The organism is Chitinimonas sp., from assembly GCF_036568685.1.
Classification (GTDB): domain Bacteria; phylum Pseudomonadota; class Gammaproteobacteria; order Burkholderiales; family Chitinimonadaceae; genus Chitinimonas.
Map to the genome: position 1 here is coordinate 1 of NZ_DATCSC010000071.1, position 17,161 is coordinate 17,161.

The window sequence follows — 17,161 nt, forward strand, 5'->3', positions numbered from 1 at the left end:
GTACGCCTCGGAACTGATCTCGGAAGCTGTGGTGGCGATGGAATTCAGCGCATCGTCGGAAGACATCGCGCGTATCGTCCATGCCCATCCTTCGCTGAGCGAAGCGATGCACGAGGCCGCGCTGGCCTGTGATGGCCGTACGATTCACTCCTGAGGTTAGGCCGAGAGTCATGTTTAGGTCCTTGATATTGCTGGCGTTGTTGGCGCTTTCTGGCTGTGCAAGTCTGGCTTCAGCCATCGCTCAGCGACGTGCAGAGGTAGCCGATAGCTTTGAGCGGCAGGACGTACTGCGTGATTTCTCGGTCTACCTAGCTTCGAGCAATTGTGACCCGAAGAAGAGCGTGGCCGAGATGGTATTGCTCGGGAACAAGGTCGACTACGACCGGGCTAGAGGCATGGTGTGCGACTTCTACAATGAGTTTCTCCCCGGCATGCGTGAGCAGACTGGCGCGAGCAACCTTGTCAGCATCGACTACCAGGCCTATGGTCCGGAGTACTCCTTTGCCGATTTGGAAAAGTCGGGTCTGCCGGCCTATCGGGTGATACTGATTCCTGATGGTCGACCCCGCATCGTCGATAGGAATACCGGGCACGTTGAAAGCTCGGCCTCCTCGGAGCTGAAGGCACAGATCATACGGGTCAAGGATGACAAGCTAGTCTGGTCCCGGAAGTATCAGGTTGTTCCCGATAATCCCTCCTATATGGGGTTTCGAGGAGCCACTTATCAGATCGTCAAACAGGTACAGCTGGATCTCGCTGATCTGAGCGCACCTGTCAGTCAGTGCAAAATGCTGCAGAATTCGGGTGTTAACGTAGAGTTTTGCCAGCGTACCGCACAGATGGTCCACGTAAGCGCTGGCGCTACCGAGAAGGCTGCCATCCCCTATCTGGGTAGCGATGCCTATGAGCTTTATGCTTCCGGGAAAGGAAGTATCAAGGGTAGGTGCGAATCAGTCTCCTTGGCCGAAGGGAAGGGCACAGTCCGTTGTAGTGCCACTCTTGAGAAAGCATCGGTCGGTCAAGTTGAATTCCCATAACCTTTCTAAGTTTAGAGAGAGCGAAATATGAACCTCCACGAATATCAAGCGAAAGAACTGCTGGCCAAGTACGGCCTGCCGGTTCAGAAGGGCATCCTGGCCACTACGCCGGAAGAGACCGCCAACGCTTTCCGCTCCATGGGCGGCAAGTTCGCCGTGGTGAAGGCACAGGTCCACGCAGGCGGCCGCGGCAAGGCCGGTGGTGTGAAGGTCGTCAAGAGCGCTGAAGAAGCCGCTGACGTTGCCAAGTCGCTGCTGGGCAAGCGCCTGGTGACCTACCAGACCGACGCCAAGGGTCAACCGGTTGGTTCGCTGCTGGTTTGCGAAGACATGTACCCGGTTCAGCGCGAGCTGTATCTGGGCGCCGTGGTGGACCGCTCCACCCGCAGCATCGTCTTCATGACTTCCACCGAAGGTGGCGTGGAGATTGAAGAAGTCGCCCACAACACCCCGGAAAAGATCATCAAGACCGTGGTTGATCCGCTGGTCGGCCTGCAACCCTACCAAGCGCGCGAAGCTGGCTTCGCGCTGGGTCTGGACGACAAGCAGATCAAGCAGTTCACCAGCCTGATGATGGGTGCTTACAAGGCCTTCGTCGAAAACGACTTCGCCCTGTTCGAAATCAACCCGCTGGCCATCCGTGGCGACGGCACCCTGGCCTGCGTGGATGCCAAGATCGGCATCGACAGCAACGCCGCCTTCCGCCTGCCGGCCATCGTGGCCCTGCGCGACAAGTCGCAAGAGAACGAGCGTGAGCTCAAGGCTTCCGAGTTCGACCTGAACTACGTGGCCCTGGAAGGCAACATCGGTTGCATGGTGAACGGCGCCGGTCTGGCCATGGCCACCATGGACATCATCAAGCTCAAGGGCGGTCAGCCTGCCAACTTCCTGGACGTGGGCGGTGGCGCTACCAAGGAGCGTGTGATCGAAGCCTTCAAGCTGATCCTGGCCGACGAATCGGTCAAGGGCGTGCTGATCAACATCTTCGGCGGCATCGTCCGTTGCGACATGATCGCTGAGGCCATCATCGCCGCCGTGAAGGAAGTGAACGTTACCGTGCCGGTCGTCGTACGTCTGGAAGGTAACAATGCGGAACTGGGCGCCAAGATTCTGGATGAATCCGGCCTCAAGCTGACCTCGGCCCAAGGCCTGAACGACGCTGCCGAGAAGATCGTTGCCGCTGTTGCAGCGCTCGCCTAATCACCGCACTGAATCAGGAGTTAAACAATGAGCGTTCTAGTCAACAAGAACACCAAGGTGCTGGTGCAGGGCTTCACCGGCAAGAATGGTACCTTCCACGCCGAGCAGGCGCTGAAGGTCGGCACCAAGGTTGTCGGTGGCGTGACCCCCGGCAAAGGCGGCAGCGAGCACCTCGGCCTGCCGGTCTTCAACACCATGCGCGACGCCGTGCGTGAGACCCAGGCTGATGCCTCGGTGATCTACGTGCCGGCTCCTTTCGCCAAGGATTCCATCCTGGAAGCCATCGACGCTGGCGTGAAGCTGGTTGTCTGTATCACCGAAGGTGTGCCCACCATCGACATGCTGTACGTCAAGCGTGCCGTGGACGAAGCCGGCATCCGCCTGATCGGCCCGAACTGTCCCGGCGTCATCACCCCGGGCGAGTGCAAGATCGGCATCATGCCCTGGCACATCCACAACCCCGGCCGCATCGGCATCGTGTCGCGTTCCGGCACCCTGACCTACGAAGCCGTGGCACAAACCACCGCCCTGGGCCTGGGTCAATCCACCTGTATCGGTATTGGTGGCGACCCGATCCCTGGCACCAGCCACATCGACTCGCTCAAGCTGTTCCAGGACGATCCGGATACCGACGCCATCATCATGATCGGTGAAATCGGTGGTTCGGCCGAAGAGGAAGCTGCCGAGTTCGCCAAGTCCTACGTGACCAAGCCGGTGGTGGGTTACATCGCTGGTGTGACCGCCCCCAAGGGCAAGCGTATGGGCCACGCCGGCGCCATCATCTCCGGCGGCAAGGGCACGGCCGAAGAGAAGTTCGCCGCCTTCGAGCGTGCAGGCATCGCCTACACCCGCAGCCCGGCCGAAATCGGCAAGACCATGTACGACCTGCTGAAGAGCAAGGGCATGATCAAGTAATTGATCGTCCGGTACTGAACACAACGCCACCTTCGGGTGGCGTTGTTGTTTTAGCGCCTGGGTGTCCTACCATAAAGCCTTGGGGCCGGTGCGCTGGGCGCCTTGCTCCCTCGCTCCTTCCGCCATAATCCAGGCTGGCATGATCGCTGGCAGGCGGAATGGCTGGTGCGGTTCTGCTAGTTCAGATTATGCTAATGAACATGAACCCGATTCCCATCCTGACCTTCCTCGCCCATGAGGGCCGGCCGTGAGCGCCGAGAAGCGCACCGCCAAGCGGGTGCCGGTCGAATGTCCGGCCCGTATCCGTACGCTGGATCTTGGGCCCAGCTACTACGGCACCTGTACCGATCTCTCCGTCACGGGCCTCACCATACTCAGCAATTTCGTTCCCCGGCATGACGAGGAGCTGGAAGTGACCGTGGTACCGCCGCGCAATGGTGGCATCAAGCCCCAGCCCATGACCGCCCGCGTACGGGTACGTCGCTGCCATGAGCTTGAATCCGGCCAGCAATACGAGATCGGCCTGGAGATTGTCCAGATCCTGGCCTGAGCCGGTTTTCGCGCTATTTAATCGGTCCTGAATACCGCCAGCGTGCAATCGAGCTGGCGTGCCATCTCGCCCAACTGCCGCGCCGCCTCGCCCATGGTTTCTGCCTGCTCGCTGTTGGCACGCATGGTGGTATGCAGGTCGGCCAGTACCTGGCGGATCGCCGCTACTGACTGGCTTACGCTTTCGGCGTCACCGGCCGTTTCCCTGACTACGCCACTGGTTTGCCCCATCAGCTCCGCGGTGCTGGCTATAGCGGCATCCACCGTGTGCGAGGCGGTTACCAGTCCGGCGATCTGTTGGGCCTGGCCGTTGACCTGGCCATGAGTGGACTCGATGGTGGCCAGGATGCGGTTCACCAGCGTATTGCTCTGCGCCAGGGTGTTCTGGGTCTGGCCGGCGAGCTTGCGTACCTCATCCGCCACTACCGCAAAGCCGCGGCCCTGCTCGCCGGCCCGGGCCGCCTCAATGGCGGCATTGAGCGCCAGGAGATTGGTCTGGTCGGAAATATCGGCAATGGTCTGCAGGATGCTGGTGATCTCACGCACATTGTCCGCCAACGTTTTGAAAGCCTCGGTGAACTCGCGGTTGGCCTGCGCACCAGCCTCGATCTGGCCAGCCATGGCCTCAATCTGGCCGCGGGCCTCGCCCAACTGCCGCTCAACATGGCTGATTTCCTGCCTGAGCGCGCCAGCCCGCTCCGCAGAGCGATTGGCCACTTCGGCGATCTCGTCAGCGCCACGGGTCACGGTGCCAAAGCCAGTGGTCGCCTCTGCCGTGGCGGCGGAAATCGTGCCGATCTGACTGATGAATTGTTGTGAGAGTTCGGTATTGCTGCCGGCGGCCTGCTTGGCCTCGCCCAGCGCCCCGCGGAAGCTGGCGATCAGTTCGTTGAGGTTACGGGCTATCCGGCCCAGTTCATCGGCCTGGCTCGCATCCACGCTCATGGTCAGGTTCTTGTCGCGTGCCACCAGATCGATGGTCCGGTTGATGCCTTGCACCCGGCTTACGATCAGGCCAACCAGGGAGTAGGCGATGGCCATCCCAATCGCGAAGCCCAGCGCACCCACCCCCAGGGACTGCAGCAGGGTGCGCCGCAGCTCGCTGCTGATCTGGTCGATGCCTATCTCGGCACCGATCAGAAAGACCTTGCCGTTCTCGGTCTTGAGTGGGATCAGCACGGTACGAAAACGCCCCTCCGCATCGGCGTATTCGGCATAACTGTCGCCATTTTTCGCCAGCGCCTGGCTGGCGGCAGCCACGGCGCCCGCGTAGGGACTGAAGTGTTTGTGGTAGTGCTGTTTTTGCTTGTCTTCCTCGCTGAAGGCTTCCGCAAGGTAGGCGAACTTACCCTCGGCAGGGGAGAGGAAGTACAGCCGAGCCAAGCCCACCTTACGGGCCAACTGGGTCAGACGTACACCAGTGCGGGTGTATTCGGTATCAGAGATGCTGCCAGCGCTGCTGCCGCGCTGTACGTAGCTGTCGCCGATCAGGTCGGGGGCTGCATTGGCGGCAGCCACCAGACGGCCATCTATACCGGCGAAGATGGCTTGTGACTTCAGGTAGTAGGCATAAGCGGTATAGAGCCCGCCGGTTACCAGGTTGGCAACCAGAAACATGGCCAACAGCTTGGTCTTGAGCGACCAGTCCTTGAACTCGAGCATTTCTGTCTCCGGGCAGAAGCAGGTGGCTTGCTGGATTCACTATAAGTGAAGCCGGCGCGCGGCGTATACTGCGGCCTCCTTTGCAGGGAGCGTCATACCGTGGTTTTTCTGCCCGCGATCCAGGCCCCGACCCAAGCCACGCCCGAGGGCTGGCACTTTGTTTTCTTCGACGGCAAATTGCTGGTTGCCGAGTCGGGGGGCGATGTCCCGCCGCTAGAGCGTCAAGCCAGCCACCTCTGGGTTGGGCAGATACAAACCCGTCACTACCTGGGCCAGCTCGATGGCCACGACTGTTGGGCCATGACCGTGGCGGCCCTGCCCCTGGGTTGGCAGGCCATCCCCCTGCGTGCCGCCATGATGAAGTTGCCCGAGCAACTCATGATGCTGGCAGCCCGCGCCGCGCAGATCGTGGAATGGGACCGCGCCCATCGCTATTGCGGTGTTTGCGCCGCGCCGACCGAGTTGCAACTGGCCGAGCGGGCAAGGATCTGCCCGGCCTGTAAGCACACCGTCTACCCCCGTCTCAGTCCCGCCATGATGGTCTTGATCCATCGCGGCAAGGAAGTCCTGCTGGCCCGTGCGCCGCACTTCGCCACCGGCATGTACAGCGCGCTGGCTGGCTTTGTGGAGGCCGGCGAGACGCTGGAGGAATGCGTACACCGCGAGGTGATGGAGGAGGTGGGCGTGCGGGTCGCCAATCTGCGTTACTACGGCAGCCAGAGCTGGCCTTTCCCGCACAGCTTGATGGTGGCGTTTACCGCAGAGTGGGTGTCCGGCGAGATCGTGCCACAGCCCGGCGAGATTGAGCACGCCGCTTGGTTCCCGCTTGATGCACTGCCGGGTATCCCGCCGCGCTTCAGCATTGCCGGCCATCTGATCCGCGACACGATAGACGCACTGCAGGCACAGCCTGCTTGATCAGGCCGCTTCCGGACGGTAACCGCGTTGCAGGAGTTCGGCTTCCAGCCAGGCACAAGCCTGTTGGACTGCAGCCGCTTCACCACTGAGCGAGAATTCGATGTGCAGTCCGGCATGGCGGGCGTTGCCGTAGCTGGGCAGGCAGGAAAAGCCCAAGCCGGGGTAGCTGGCCACCAGGGTTTCCATCAGCGGGATCAAATCCCCTTCCTTTGCACCGGGTACCAACAGGCTCTGCCGGGTCTGCGCCACGCCCTTGCCGGCATAGTGTTGATCCAGCACCCAGCGCGCCATGGGCCAGGCCATATCGGGGAATCCAGGCAGAAAATGATGGCGGCCCAGCGTAAAGCCGGCGATCTGGTTGACCGGGTTGGGGATCAGGCTGCAGCCGTCCGGCAACTGGGCCATCCGTATCCGGTTAGGGTAGGCGGCTTCACCAAAGCGCTGTTCGATCAAGGCGGTGGCTGCCGGGTGTTGCACCAGTGCAAGCCCAGCTGCCGTAGCAGCCGCCTGCCGGCTATGGTCGTCCGGAGTGGCTCCGATGCCACCAAAACTGAACACCTCGCAGCCTGAGGCCATGGTCTCGCGGTAGAGCTGGGCCTGGGCGGCGGCATCGTCGCCGACATAGCGTGCCCAACGCAGCGGCAGGCCGCGCTCGGCCAGCAATTGACTGATAAAGGCCAGGTGTTTGTCGCTACGCCGGCCAGAGAGGATCTCGTCGCCGACGATGACGACACCGAAAGCGGGTACCGTTGCGGCGTCTGCCGTCATCGTCGCGCGTCCGAGCCCAACCTAATCGCCAAGATAGGCGTGCTGGACCTTCTCGTTGGCCAGCAGTGCCTCGGCGGTATCGGCGTAGGTGATCAAGCCACTTTCCATCACATAGCCACGGTTGGCGGTCTTGAGCGCCAGCTTGGCGTTCTGCTCCACCAGCAGCATGGTTACGCCCTCGCTGGCGATCTGGCGGATGATCTCGAAGATCTTCTGCACGATGATGGGGGCGAGGCCCATAGAAGGCTCGTCCAGTAGCAGCAGGCGAGGGCGGGAGAGGATGGCACGGCCCATGGCCACCATCTGCTGCTCACCACCGGACAAGGTGCCTGCCAGCTGCTTGTAGCGCTCCTTGAGGCGTGGGAACAAGGTATAGACCCGCGCCAGATCGTTCTGGATCTCCGCCTTGTCGTTGCGGTAGTAGGCACCCATCAAGAGGTTCTCTTCCACTGTCAGGCGGGGGAAGATCCCGCGGCCTTCCGGCACCATGGCCAAACCGCGGGAGACATAGTGGTAGACGGGGATACGGGCGGTATCGTCGCCATCGAAATGGATGCTGCCAGCGGAAGGCTTGACCATGCCAACCAGGGTCTTGAGTGTAGTGGTCTTGCCGGCACCGTTGGCGCCGATCAAGGCCACCAGTTCGCCCTGCTTGATCTCCAGGTCGATGCCCTTGACCGCCTTGATGCCGCCGTAGGCGACCTGCAGTCCTTTGACTTCCAGAAGTTTCTTGTCGTTGCCCATAGCTCGATTGCTTCCCTTACTCTGGCGAGGCGCCGAGGTAGGCCTCGATCACGCGCGGGTCGTTCTTGACTGCCTCAGGCACGCCTTCGGCGATCTTCTTGCCGTAGTCGAGCACGGCGATCCGGTCACACAGGCCCATCATCAGCTTCACATCGTGCTCGATCAGCAGGATGGTGATGCCATCGGCGCGGATCTTTTCCATCAGCCGCTTCAGGTCGTCGGTTTCCTTGCCGTTCATGCCGGCAGCCGGTTCATCCAGCGCCAGCAGCTGCGGATCGGTCGCCAGCGCGCGGGCAATCTCCAGCCGGCGCTGGTCGCCGTAGGAGAGGTTCTTGGCATGTTCCTCGGCATGCTTGCGGATGCCGACGTAGTCCAGGAGCTCCAGTGCACGTGCCTTGATGGCGGCTTCCTCGGCACGGGTCTTGGGGTCGCGGAACACCGCACCCAAGACGCTTGCACGGGTACGCACGTGGCGGCCCACCATCACGTTCTCCAGCGCCGTCATATTGTGGAACAGGCGGATATTCTGGAAGGTCCGGGCGATGCCACTCTCCACCACCACATTGGGCTTCTTGCGGAAGAGGTCGATGCCCTTGAAGGTGAAACGTCCTTCATCCGGCTGGTAAAGGCCGGTCAACACGTTGAAGAGGGTGGTCTTGCCGGCACCGTTGGGGCCGATCAGACCGTAGATCTCACCCTTGTTGATCGACAAGGCCACGTCGCTCAGGGCATGCAGGCCGCCGAAGCGTTTATGGATGCCGGCAATCTCCAGCAGCAGCTCAGCCATGAGCGGTCTCCTTTGCAGCGCCTTCGGCCGCAGCTTCGTCGGCTTCGTGGAATTCGGCCTTGCGGCGCTTGGACGGCCATAGGCCCTCCGGGCGCACCAGCATGACAAAGATCAGGGCAATGCCGAACAGCAGCATGCGCAGGTTTTCCGGGTTCACCACCCGCTCGCCGATCAGCTTGTCCTGCAGCGGGTTGACCACGTCGCGCAGTACTTCCGGGGTGATGAACAGCAAGACTGCGCCAAGGATCACGCCGGGGATATGGCCCATACCGCCAAGCACCACCATGGCTAGTACCACGATGCTCTCCATCAGCACAAAGCTCTCGGGCGAGACAAAGCCCTGGAAACTGGCAAACATGGCACCGGACACGCCGCCGAAGCTGGCGCCCATGGCAAAGGCCAAGAGCTTAACGTTACGAGTGTTGATGCCCATGGCCTGTGCTGCGATCTCATCCTCGCGGATGGCTACCCAGGCGCGACCGATGCGCGAGCTCTGCAGGCGGATGGACACCAGGATGATCAGGAGCGCCAGGGCCAGGAACAGGTAGTAGTAGAGGTGCACATTGCGGAACTCGACTCCGAACAGCGTGATCGACTGTGAGAACTTGTGGCCGAACAACTTGACCGGCTCGATCAGGTTCACGCCCTGCGGGCCATTGGTGATATTGATCGGACGGTCCAGGTTGTTCATGAACAGCCGCACGATCTCGCCAAAGCCCAAGGTCACGATGGCCAGATAGTCGCCGCGCAGCTTGAGGGTGGGGGAGCCCAGCAGTACGCCGAATACCCCGGCCAGCAGGGCGGCGAGCGGCAGTACGACCAGCAGCGGCATATGCAGCACCCACTCGAAACTGGTACCGCTCAGGAGCGGTACCAGGTGCGGTGAGTTGAGCAACGCGTAGGTATAGGCACCCACGGCGTAGAAGGCGATGTAGCCAAGGTCCAAGAGGCCCGCATAGCCCACCACGATATTGAGACCCAGCGCCAGCATGATGTAGAGCATGGCGAGGTCCAGGTTGCGGACCCAGGTATTGCCGAGCCCGGCACCAATGATGAAGGGCAGCATGGCCAGCACGATGGCGAAGATCGCCATGCCGGCGTAGGCCGCGGTTTTCGATTGTTTGAGGGTTTGCATCAGGACTCTCCCGGGATCAGGCGCGTTCAGCCACGCGTTCGCCCAGCAGGCCGCTGGGGCGGAAGACCAGAACCAGGATCAGCACCATGAAGGCGAAGATGTCCTGGTAGTGGCTGCCGAGGATGCCGCCGGTGATGGGACCCAGATAGCCGGCGCCTACGCTCTCGATGATGCCGAGCAGGATACCGCCGGCCACGGCGCCACCCAGGTTGCCAATGCCGCCGAGCACGGCGGCAGTAAAGGCCTTGAGGCCGATCATGAAGCCCATGGTTGGGTAGGCGAGGCCGTAGTTGGCCCCCACCATGACCCCGGCGACGGCGCCAAGACCAGAACCGATCACAAAAGTCATGGAGATGACGTAGTTGATATTGACGCCCATCAGGCCGGCGACTGCCTGGTTCATGGACACGGCGCGCATGGCGCGACCCAGCTTGGTCTTCTCGACCATGATCAAGAGGCCGGCCATGACCAGCACTGCCAGCACAATGATCACGATCTGCAGGTCGGTGATGATGGCGCCAAACAGATTGTGCGGCTCATGTGGCAGCAAATCGGGGAAGGAGCGGGGGTTGTTTTTCCAGATCAGCACCGCAACCTGTTGTAGCACGATGGAGATACCGATAGCGGTGATCAGCGGTGCCAGCCGTGGCGCCTTGCGCAGCGGCCGATAGGCAACACGTTCGATGGTAAAGCCCAGCAGCATGGTCAATGGCATGGCGATCAGCATGCCGGCTATCACCATCAGCGGTCCTGGCAGATGGACGCCTGCGTTGGTGAGCGCGCCTATCGCGGAGATGGTGATCATGGCACCCATCATGACCACTTCGCCGTGAGCGAAGTTGATGAGCTGCAGAATGCCGTAGACCATGGTGTAGCCCAGTGCGATCAGCGCGTAGATGCTGCCGACGACCAGACCGTTGATGATTTGCTGAATGAAAATATCCACGCCTTACTCCTTGAGAAGCGTGCGGGCAAACTGATCGTCACCTTGCAGGTGCCCGACCCCCTAAGCGCATTCCGTTTTATATTATTCGGTGCGTGGTCAGATTGTGACCGTGTGATGAATGGCGTTGTTATTAGGGAAAACCGGAAGTGAAAAGGCGGCGTTTTTCAACGCCGCCTTTTCTCATACTGCTGTTACTTCTTCTCGTCCTTCTTTTCCTCGGCCGGTGCCGCTGCCGGGGCAGCGCCACCGCCGATGGTGGCAGCGGTTTCCCACTTGCCGCCCTTGATCTGGTACACGGTCACCGAACCGCCGACGATGTCACCCTTCTCGTCGAACTTGATCGGGCCGGTCACGCCGGTGTACTCGATCTTGGCCAGTTCAGGCAGATACTTTGCCGGATCAGCCGAGTTGGCCTTCTTCATCGCGGCAACCATGACGCGGGTGGCATCATAGGTGAACGGTGCGTAGATCTGGATGTCGGCGTTGAACTTGGCCTTGTACTTCTTCTCGAAGTCGGCGTAGCCAGGCATCTTGTCCTTGGGCATGCCAGGCTGCGAGGCATACTGGCCTTCGGCGTTGTCGCCAGCCAGCTTGATGTACTCACCGGTCTGGAAGCCGTCGCCACCGATCACCTTGGCGGCGATGCCCAGCTTCTTCAGCTGCTGGGTCAGCGGGCCTGCCTGAGCGTCCATGCCACCGTAGAAGATCACGTCAGGCTTCTTGCCCTTGATCGTGGTCAGGATGGCCATGAAGTCGGTAGCCTGGTTGGTCGTGAATTCACGGCCCACCACGGCTACGCCCTTGGCCTTGGCGGCCTTCTCGAACTCGTCTGCCAGGCCTTGGCCGTAGGCGGTACGGTCGTCGATGATGGCGACCTTCTTGGCCTTCAGGTTGTCGGCGGCGAATACACCCAGCGCGCTACCTTGCGAGGCATCGTTGGCGATCACGCGGAAGGCGGTCTTGAAGCCCTGGGCGGTGTAGGTGACGGCGGTAGCCGACGGGGAAATCTGCGGGATGCCGGCATCGGAGTACAGCTTGGAGGCCGGGATGGTGGTGCCCGAGTTCAGGTGACCGATCACGCCGGCAACCTTGGCATCCACGAAGCGCTGGGCTACGGTGGTGGCGGTCTTCGGGTCGGCTTGGTCGTCTTCCGAGATCATCTCGAACTTGACCTTCTTGCCGTCGAGTTCGACGCCTTCGGAGTTCAGTTCGTCAATGGCCAGACGAACGCCGTTTTCGTTGTCCTTGCCCAGGTGGGCGATGTTGCCAGTCAGCGGAGCTGCGTGGCCGATCTTCACCACGGTTTCGGTTGCGGCTGCCGGTGCAGCCGCCGGGGCCGCTGCTTCAGGCGCCGGAGTTTCCTTCTTGTCGCCGCAGGCGGCGAGCGCCAGCACGGCGGAGGCGATCAGGCTGTAACGAGCCAAGGTCATGAATGTTCCCCTTTTTGACAAACGCGGTATTCCGATGGAAAAGCCACACGCTACGGTGCGGCCCAACTACGAGCCAAAATGCGTGCGGAATATTGCGCCCGAGTTTTTAAGCTTGTCAACGCAGGAGAGGCCTTGTGGCAAAACCGCGAATACCGCTTGCAACAAGGCTTGCAACGGTGCTGCCCAGGGTAGGGGAGGCCCCCTGGCTATTGGGTCACGCTAGACCGTCAGATCCAGTTGCTGGACGGTCCCGGCTTTGCCGTCTTCTTTTAGATATACACCAGAGCGGCGGATCAGGCCGTGCTCGCGGTTGTGCTGGTCAGTCAGCGAGAAAGTTGTCTCGCCACTACCAAGATAGATTGCACCGATACCGCGTGATTTCAGGTCGACCTGCCGGAAGCCGCCACTGGCGTCCCGAGTCCATATCTTGAGCTTGGCCCAGACGGCATCGTTCTCGTCTATCCAACCATTGCCGTCGTCGTCGAACTGCGCGAGGTCAGCAAAGCCGTCGCCACTCTGGGTGCCAAAGAGCTCAGTGCCGTCGTTGATCTTGCCATCGCCATTGCGGTCCAGGGCCAGAAAGCCACTGCCGGGGGCAAGGAAGGAGATATTTTCCTTGGTGCCGTCGCCGTCGAGATCAAAGCTGATCTTGTCGTTGCCCAGTGAGGCGGAATCGGTATCGAAATTGACCACCAGCGGATCGCGACGCTGGCTGGGCGCACCGGTATCGATGCGGGTCTCGCTGACCTCGTGATATTCACGGTGCAGGTTGAGTTCAGCCTTGAAGTCGATCACCTGGCCGTCACTGGTGGTGATCTTGCCAGCCCCGGCGAATTGGGTTTTCTCGATTTCGCTGTATTCCTCGCGGCGACGGTAGTGGGTTTCGACCTGGGTACGAGGCTGAGCAGCGGCAGTATTGGCTTGTTGCGACTTTGCAACTGTTGCTGATTTGCCACGGGTCCAGGAGGCAGCGCCGGGCGGGATGATGTCGTCGACGTCCACGTCCCGACCCGTGAGCTGCTTGATCATCTGCTTGATCACTCGCCACATCGGGTCATCCTCAAGCTGACGCCGAAGGTCGTAAGGTGGGCTGTCGGCCTGTTGTGCCGCCATGGCCTGAGCCGACAAGGTGACTTGCTCCCCGATCTCCTGTGGGCTGCCTGGTCGGGCAATGACGGTTTGTTCCTCCTGCACGCTGTACTCACGCGCAAGCGCATGCTGGCCAGCAAGCTGGACCTGCGAGTGCTGGATTCTCATTATGTTCTCCCGGCCGCCTGTCACGGCCTTTTGTACCCCGCATATCGGCGCGGGCCGGTAGAACTTGATGGTGGTTCGGGCGGGGCTTAACTGCCGTTCGTCAGAAAGTCTCCGCGCTCGGCCAGCGAGACCGTGCCGCGGCGGGTGGCGATGAAATGATCGAGCAGGCGGATATCCAGCAGCGCAAGACTTCGGCGCAGTTGCTCGGTCAAGGCAACGTCGGCCTGGCTGGGTTCGGGGTGGCCGGAGGGGTGGTTATGGGCCACGATGATGGCAGCTGCATTGAGCTCCAGCGCCCGCTTGGCAATCTCGCGTGGGTGCACCGCCGCCTGGTCCAGGGTGCCGTGGAACAGCACCTCAGAGGCGATCAAGCCGTGCTGACTGTCGAGGAACAGGGCGGCAAAGCATTCGCGGGTTTCTCCACCCAGCCAGAGCTGCAGGTAATCCTTGACCAACTGGGGCTTGCTAAATGCCTGCGGCAACCGCAATTCCTCTTTGAGTGCCCGTCGGCTCATCTCCAGGATGGCCTGCAGCTGCGCATATTTGGCCTCACCCATTCCGTTCACGCTGGTCAGCGTGCTTTGGTTGGCTTGAAAGAGACCATTTAGCGAGCCGAAGTGAGCAAGTAGCTCGCGTGCAAGGTCGACCGCGCTCTTACCCGGTAAGCCGGTACGCAGAAAGATCGCCAGCAACTCGGCGTCCGATAGCGCGGTGGCCCCTTGCAATAGCAGCTTCTCGCGGGGTCTCTCGTCGGCGGGCCAGTCGGTGATGGGCATCGGATTAGGGTGGAGTAGGGCGATGCTTTACACTTTCGGGGTGCGCAGACTCATTTGCAAAGGAATTTTGATGTGCGAGGCCAAACCATGAGCCGACCCAGGCGCGTGTTGTTGGGAGTAACCGGCGGCGTGGCCGCCTACAAGGCTGCCGAGCTGACCCGACTGTTCGTCAAGGCGGGGCATGACGTGCAGGTTGTGATGACCGAGGCGGCGACCCGCTTTGTGGCGCCGGCGACCTTCCAGGCCTTGTCCGGCCGACCTGTCTTTACCGACCTCTGGGATAACCGGGTCGACAACCATATGGCCCATATCGATCTTGGCCGCGAGGCGGACGTGATCCTGGTGGCCCCGGCCTCGGCCGACTTTCTGTTCAAGCTGGCGCACGGTGCGACCGACGACCTCTTGTCCACGCTCTGCAGCGCGCGCGACTGCCCGCTGCTGGTTGCGCCGGCCATGAACCGGCAGATGTGGGAGAACCCACCCAATCTGCGCAATGTGACGCAGCTGCGGCAGGATGGGGTGACCATCCTGGGGCCGGATGAAGGCGATCAGGCCTGCGGTGAAGTCGGCTCTGGCCGCATGCTGGAACCCGAGGCGCTGTTCGAGCATATCGATGCGTTGTTCCAGCCCAAGCTGCTCAAGGGCCAAAAGGTGCTGATCACTGCTGGCCCGACCTTTGAGCGTATCGACGCCGTTCGCGGCATTACCAATTCCAGTTCGGGCAAGATGGGCTTTGCCATTGCCAAGGCGGCGGCCGATGCTGGTGCGGCGGTGACTCTGGTGGCCGGCCCAACCTCGCTGGCTACACCGCTTGGTGTGCGTAGAGTGGATGTGGAGAGCAGCAAGGAGATGCTGACGGCGGTCAATGCCGAGGTACCCAAGATCGACATCTTTATCAGTGTCGCTGCCGTAGCCGACTACTATGTGCTCAATCCCTCCGAGCAGAAGATCAAGAAGGATGCCCACATCCTGACACTGGAGCTGGCGCCCAATCCCGACATTCTGGCCAATGTGGCGGGACTGGCCGATCCACCCTTCTGCGTCGGTTTTGCGGCAGAGAGCGAGAACCTGCTCGAATACGGCGAGCAGAAACGTCGCCGCAAGAAGCTGCCGCTCCTGGTGGCCAACCAGGTCCAGTCCGCCATCGGTGCGGACGACAACGAGGTCTTCCTGCTGGACGACCATGGCCAGCACAAATTACCGCGTGCACCCAAGCAGGAAATCGCCCGCGCCATCATTCAACATCTAGCCAAGCTTTATCGCGAGTACCACAAGAAATGACCCGAAACATCGACATACGCCTCCTTGACGAGCGCCTGAAGGCCAACCCACCGGCCTATGCCACCAGTGGTTCGGCCGGTCTTGATCTGCGTGCCTGCCTGGAGCAGCCGATCAGCCTGGCACCGGGTGCCACCACCTTGGTGCCGACCGGCATGGCCATCCACCTTGATGACCCGCAGCTCGCTGCCATGATCTTGCCGCGTTCGGGCCTGGGTCATAAACACGGCATCGTGCTGGGCAACCTTGTGGGCCTGATCGATTCGGACTATCAGGGCCAGATCTATGTCTCGGTCTGGAATCGCGGCAGTGACGTCTTCGTCATCCAGCCACTGGAGCGCATCGCCCAGTTGGTGGTAGTGCCGGTGGTACAGGTCGGCTTCAACATCGTGGACTCCTTCGAGCAGAGCGAGCGCGGCGAGGGCGGCTTCGGCAGTACTGGCAAGCACTGAGCGCCGAGGGCAAAACCAACAAAAAAGCCACCGTGAGGTGGCTTTTTTGTTGAGACGGGGAAGGCGGGCTCAGACGCCGAGCTCTTCTACCCAGGCTAGCGACGAGACATGGGCCCGGTTCAGCATCTCCGGGGTCAGTGCAAGGTTGTCGCACAGGCGTGGCACCTCGGCCATGTCCGGGTCTTCGCAGGCCTCGGCCAGCTCCAGGAAGGGGCCGTATATGCCGCTGCGCTCCAGCAGTGCTTCCGAAACCGGGTCCGGTAACAGCAGGGTTTCCAGGATCTTGTCCATGGGCATGTCGAGCATGACGTCCAGGAGCGAGAACACGCCTACGATAAACAGGTTGTCGCGGTCGGTCCCGTCCAGCATGTGACTGCCCAGCAGTTCGACCAGGCGACCACGGGTGACTGCTGTCTTCATCAGCGCGGGCGGGGTGCCGGCGTCGGAGCTGGCGGTGACCAGAAGCAGGGTCAGCCAACGGTACAGCTTCTGGTAACCCAGGATGGTGACCGCATGACGGAAGGAATGGATCTCGCAGGAGAGGCCAAAACCGGCGGAGTTGATATAGCGCAGCAGCTTGAAGGAGAGTGCGACGTCGCGCTTGAGTGCATTCTCGATCTCGGAGATCTCGGCGTTGTTCCGCAGCATGTTCAGGAGGCTGAGGATGTTGGCGTAGGCCGGGTTGATCACCTTGGCCGACAGCGTCTCCGGGTGGGCGAAGTAATAGCCCTGGAAGCAATCCATGCCGACGTCGAGGCAGAACTTGAACTCGTCCTTGGTTTCGACCTTCTCGGCCACCTGCAGCACCGGGAACTTGCGCAGCTCCTTGGACAGGGTCTTGACGTTGTCGAGGCCCAGCTGCTGGATGTCGAGCTTGACGTAGTTGGCGAACTCCAGGAACGGCGCGGTCTGCGGGGTGTAGGTAAAGTCGTCCAGCGCGATGCCAAAGCCTTGCGCGCGCAATTCCTTGGCGCGGGCCAGGAGTTCCGGCGTGGCGTTGACCGATTCAACGATTTCCAGCACGACACGTTGCGGGTGCAGCAGTTCGAGGAAGTTGCTCTCCAGCATGGAGGTCGCAACGTTCACAAAGGCCAGCTTGTTGCCGACCAGCCAATCCGCGCCCATGTTGGACAGGGTGTTGACCAGGATATTGGTGCCGGCCTGCATATCGCTGGAGAAGTCTGCAGACAGGGAGGATTGGTCGAGCCGGAACAGCAGCTCGTAGCCAATGATCTGTTGCTGGCGGTTCAGGATAGGCTGGCGGCCGATAAAGGCGTTGTTCTGCATAGTGACTCGCGGTGTGCGGA

General features: G+C 61.2%; 17 protein-coding genes and 1 pseudogene. 8 read left to right on the plus strand and 10 right to left on the minus strand.

What is annotated here, in order from left to right; translation table 11 throughout:
- The 5 genes and pseudogenes from VIM95_RS10695 to VIM95_RS10715 form a co-directional block, all read left to right on the plus strand.
- A pseudogene (locus VIM95_RS10695) lies at positions 1 to 154 on the plus strand (dihydrolipoyl dehydrogenase); the annotation flags it as partial.
- A gap of 16 nt (positions 155 to 170) precedes the next feature.
- Positions 171 to 1,037 carry a hypothetical protein gene (locus VIM95_RS10700; RefSeq protein ID WP_331985449.1) on the plus strand — a complete coding sequence of 289 codons (867 nt, stop codon included), beginning with the start codon at positions 171 to 173 and terminating at the stop codon, positions 1,035 to 1,037.
- A gap of 27 nt (positions 1,038 to 1,064) precedes the next feature.
- Positions 1,065 to 2,237, plus strand: coding sequence for an ADP-forming succinate--CoA ligase subunit beta (gene sucC, locus VIM95_RS10705; RefSeq protein ID WP_331985451.1), 1,173 nt, complete (start codon positions 1,065 to 1,067; stop codon positions 2,235 to 2,237).
- Between the two features lie 27 nt (positions 2,238 to 2,264).
- Positions 2,265 to 3,152, plus strand: a complete 888-nt coding sequence (gene sucD / locus VIM95_RS10710; protein ID WP_331985453.1) for a succinate--CoA ligase subunit alpha — start codon at positions 2,265 to 2,267, stop codon at positions 3,150 to 3,152.
- 247 nt (positions 3,153 to 3,399) lie between these two features.
- Complete coding sequence (locus VIM95_RS10715; protein WP_331985455.1) at positions 3,400 to 3,702, plus strand: PilZ domain-containing protein; 303 nt, start codon at positions 3,400 to 3,402, stop codon at positions 3,700 to 3,702.
- A 17-nt stretch (positions 3,703 to 3,719) separates the two neighbouring features.
- On the opposite strand, the gene VIM95_RS10720 is transcribed toward VIM95_RS10715, so the two are convergent.
- Positions 3,720 to 5,363, minus strand: a complete 1,644-nt coding sequence (locus VIM95_RS10720) for a methyl-accepting chemotaxis protein (protein ID WP_331985457.1) — start codon at positions 5,361 to 5,363, stop codon at positions 3,720 to 3,722.
- A gap of 99 nt (positions 5,364 to 5,462) precedes the next feature.
- Between VIM95_RS10720 and nudC the strand changes: the two genes are divergently transcribed.
- On the plus strand, positions 5,463 to 6,281 hold the full coding sequence (gene nudC / locus VIM95_RS10725; RefSeq protein ID WP_331985459.1) for an NAD(+) diphosphatase: 819 nt from the start codon (positions 5,463 to 5,465) through the stop codon (positions 6,279 to 6,281).
- Here the strand turns inward: nudC and VIM95_RS10730 are convergent, their stop codons facing one another.
- The 8 genes from VIM95_RS10730 to radC form a co-directional block, all read right to left on the minus strand.
- Positions 6,282 to 7,049, minus strand: coding sequence for a competence/damage-inducible protein A (locus VIM95_RS10730; RefSeq protein ID WP_331985461.1), 768 nt, complete (start codon positions 7,047 to 7,049; stop codon positions 6,282 to 6,284). It lies immediately after the preceding gene.
- A 21-nt stretch (positions 7,050 to 7,070) separates the two neighbouring features.
- Positions 7,071 to 7,793, minus strand: coding sequence for an ABC transporter ATP-binding protein (locus VIM95_RS10735; protein ID WP_331985463.1), 723 nt, complete (start codon positions 7,791 to 7,793; stop codon positions 7,071 to 7,073).
- Between the two features lie 16 nt (positions 7,794 to 7,809).
- Positions 7,810 to 8,580: an ABC transporter ATP-binding protein gene (locus VIM95_RS10740; protein WP_331985465.1), complete on the minus strand. Its 771-nt coding sequence runs from the start codon at positions 8,578 to 8,580 to the stop codon at positions 7,810 to 7,812.
- On the minus strand, positions 8,573 to 9,715 hold the full coding sequence (locus VIM95_RS10745) for an ABC transporter permease subunit (RefSeq protein WP_331985467.1): 1,143 nt from the start codon (positions 9,713 to 9,715) through the stop codon (positions 8,573 to 8,575). The genes VIM95_RS10740 and VIM95_RS10745 overlap by 8 nt, the downstream gene beginning before the upstream one ends.
- A gap of 16 nt (positions 9,716 to 9,731) precedes the next feature.
- Entirely contained in the window at positions 9,732 to 10,661 is a 930-nt protein-coding gene (locus VIM95_RS10750) for a branched-chain amino acid ABC transporter permease (protein ID WP_331985469.1), read from the minus strand.
- A gap of 191 nt (positions 10,662 to 10,852) precedes the next feature.
- Positions 10,853 to 12,091, minus strand: a complete 1,239-nt coding sequence (locus VIM95_RS10755; protein ID WP_331985471.1) for a branched-chain amino acid ABC transporter substrate-binding protein — start codon at positions 12,089 to 12,091, stop codon at positions 10,853 to 10,855.
- Between the two features lie 219 nt (positions 12,092 to 12,310).
- Positions 12,311 to 13,348 (minus strand): hypothetical protein, encoded by a 1,038-nt coding sequence (locus VIM95_RS10760; RefSeq protein ID WP_331985473.1) that lies wholly within the window; start codon positions 13,346 to 13,348, stop codon positions 12,311 to 12,313.
- A gap of 86 nt (positions 13,349 to 13,434) precedes the next feature.
- Positions 13,435 to 14,124 carry a RadC family protein gene (gene radC / locus VIM95_RS10765; RefSeq protein ID WP_331985475.1) on the minus strand — a complete coding sequence of 230 codons (690 nt, stop codon included), beginning with the start codon at positions 14,122 to 14,124 and terminating at the stop codon, positions 13,435 to 13,437.
- 87 nt (positions 14,125 to 14,211) lie between these two features.
- Here radC and coaBC point away from each other — a divergent pair, with 87 nt between their 5' ends.
- Positions 14,212 to 15,405, plus strand: coding sequence for a bifunctional phosphopantothenoylcysteine decarboxylase/phosphopantothenate--cysteine ligase CoaBC (gene coaBC, locus VIM95_RS10770; RefSeq protein WP_331985477.1), 1,194 nt, complete (start codon positions 14,212 to 14,214; stop codon positions 15,403 to 15,405).
- Positions 15,402 to 15,854, plus strand: coding sequence for a dUTP diphosphatase (gene dut, locus VIM95_RS10775; RefSeq protein WP_331985479.1), 453 nt, complete (start codon positions 15,402 to 15,404; stop codon positions 15,852 to 15,854). The genes coaBC and dut overlap by 4 nt, the downstream gene beginning before the upstream one ends.
- Before the next feature lie 69 nt (positions 15,855 to 15,923).
- On the opposite strand, the gene VIM95_RS10780 is transcribed toward dut, so the two are convergent.
- Positions 15,924 to 17,141: an EAL and HDOD domain-containing protein gene (locus tag VIM95_RS10780; RefSeq protein WP_331985481.1), complete on the minus strand. Its 1,218-nt coding sequence runs from the start codon at positions 17,139 to 17,141 to the stop codon at positions 15,924 to 15,926.
- Positions 17,142 to 17,161: the final 20 nt, after the last annotated feature.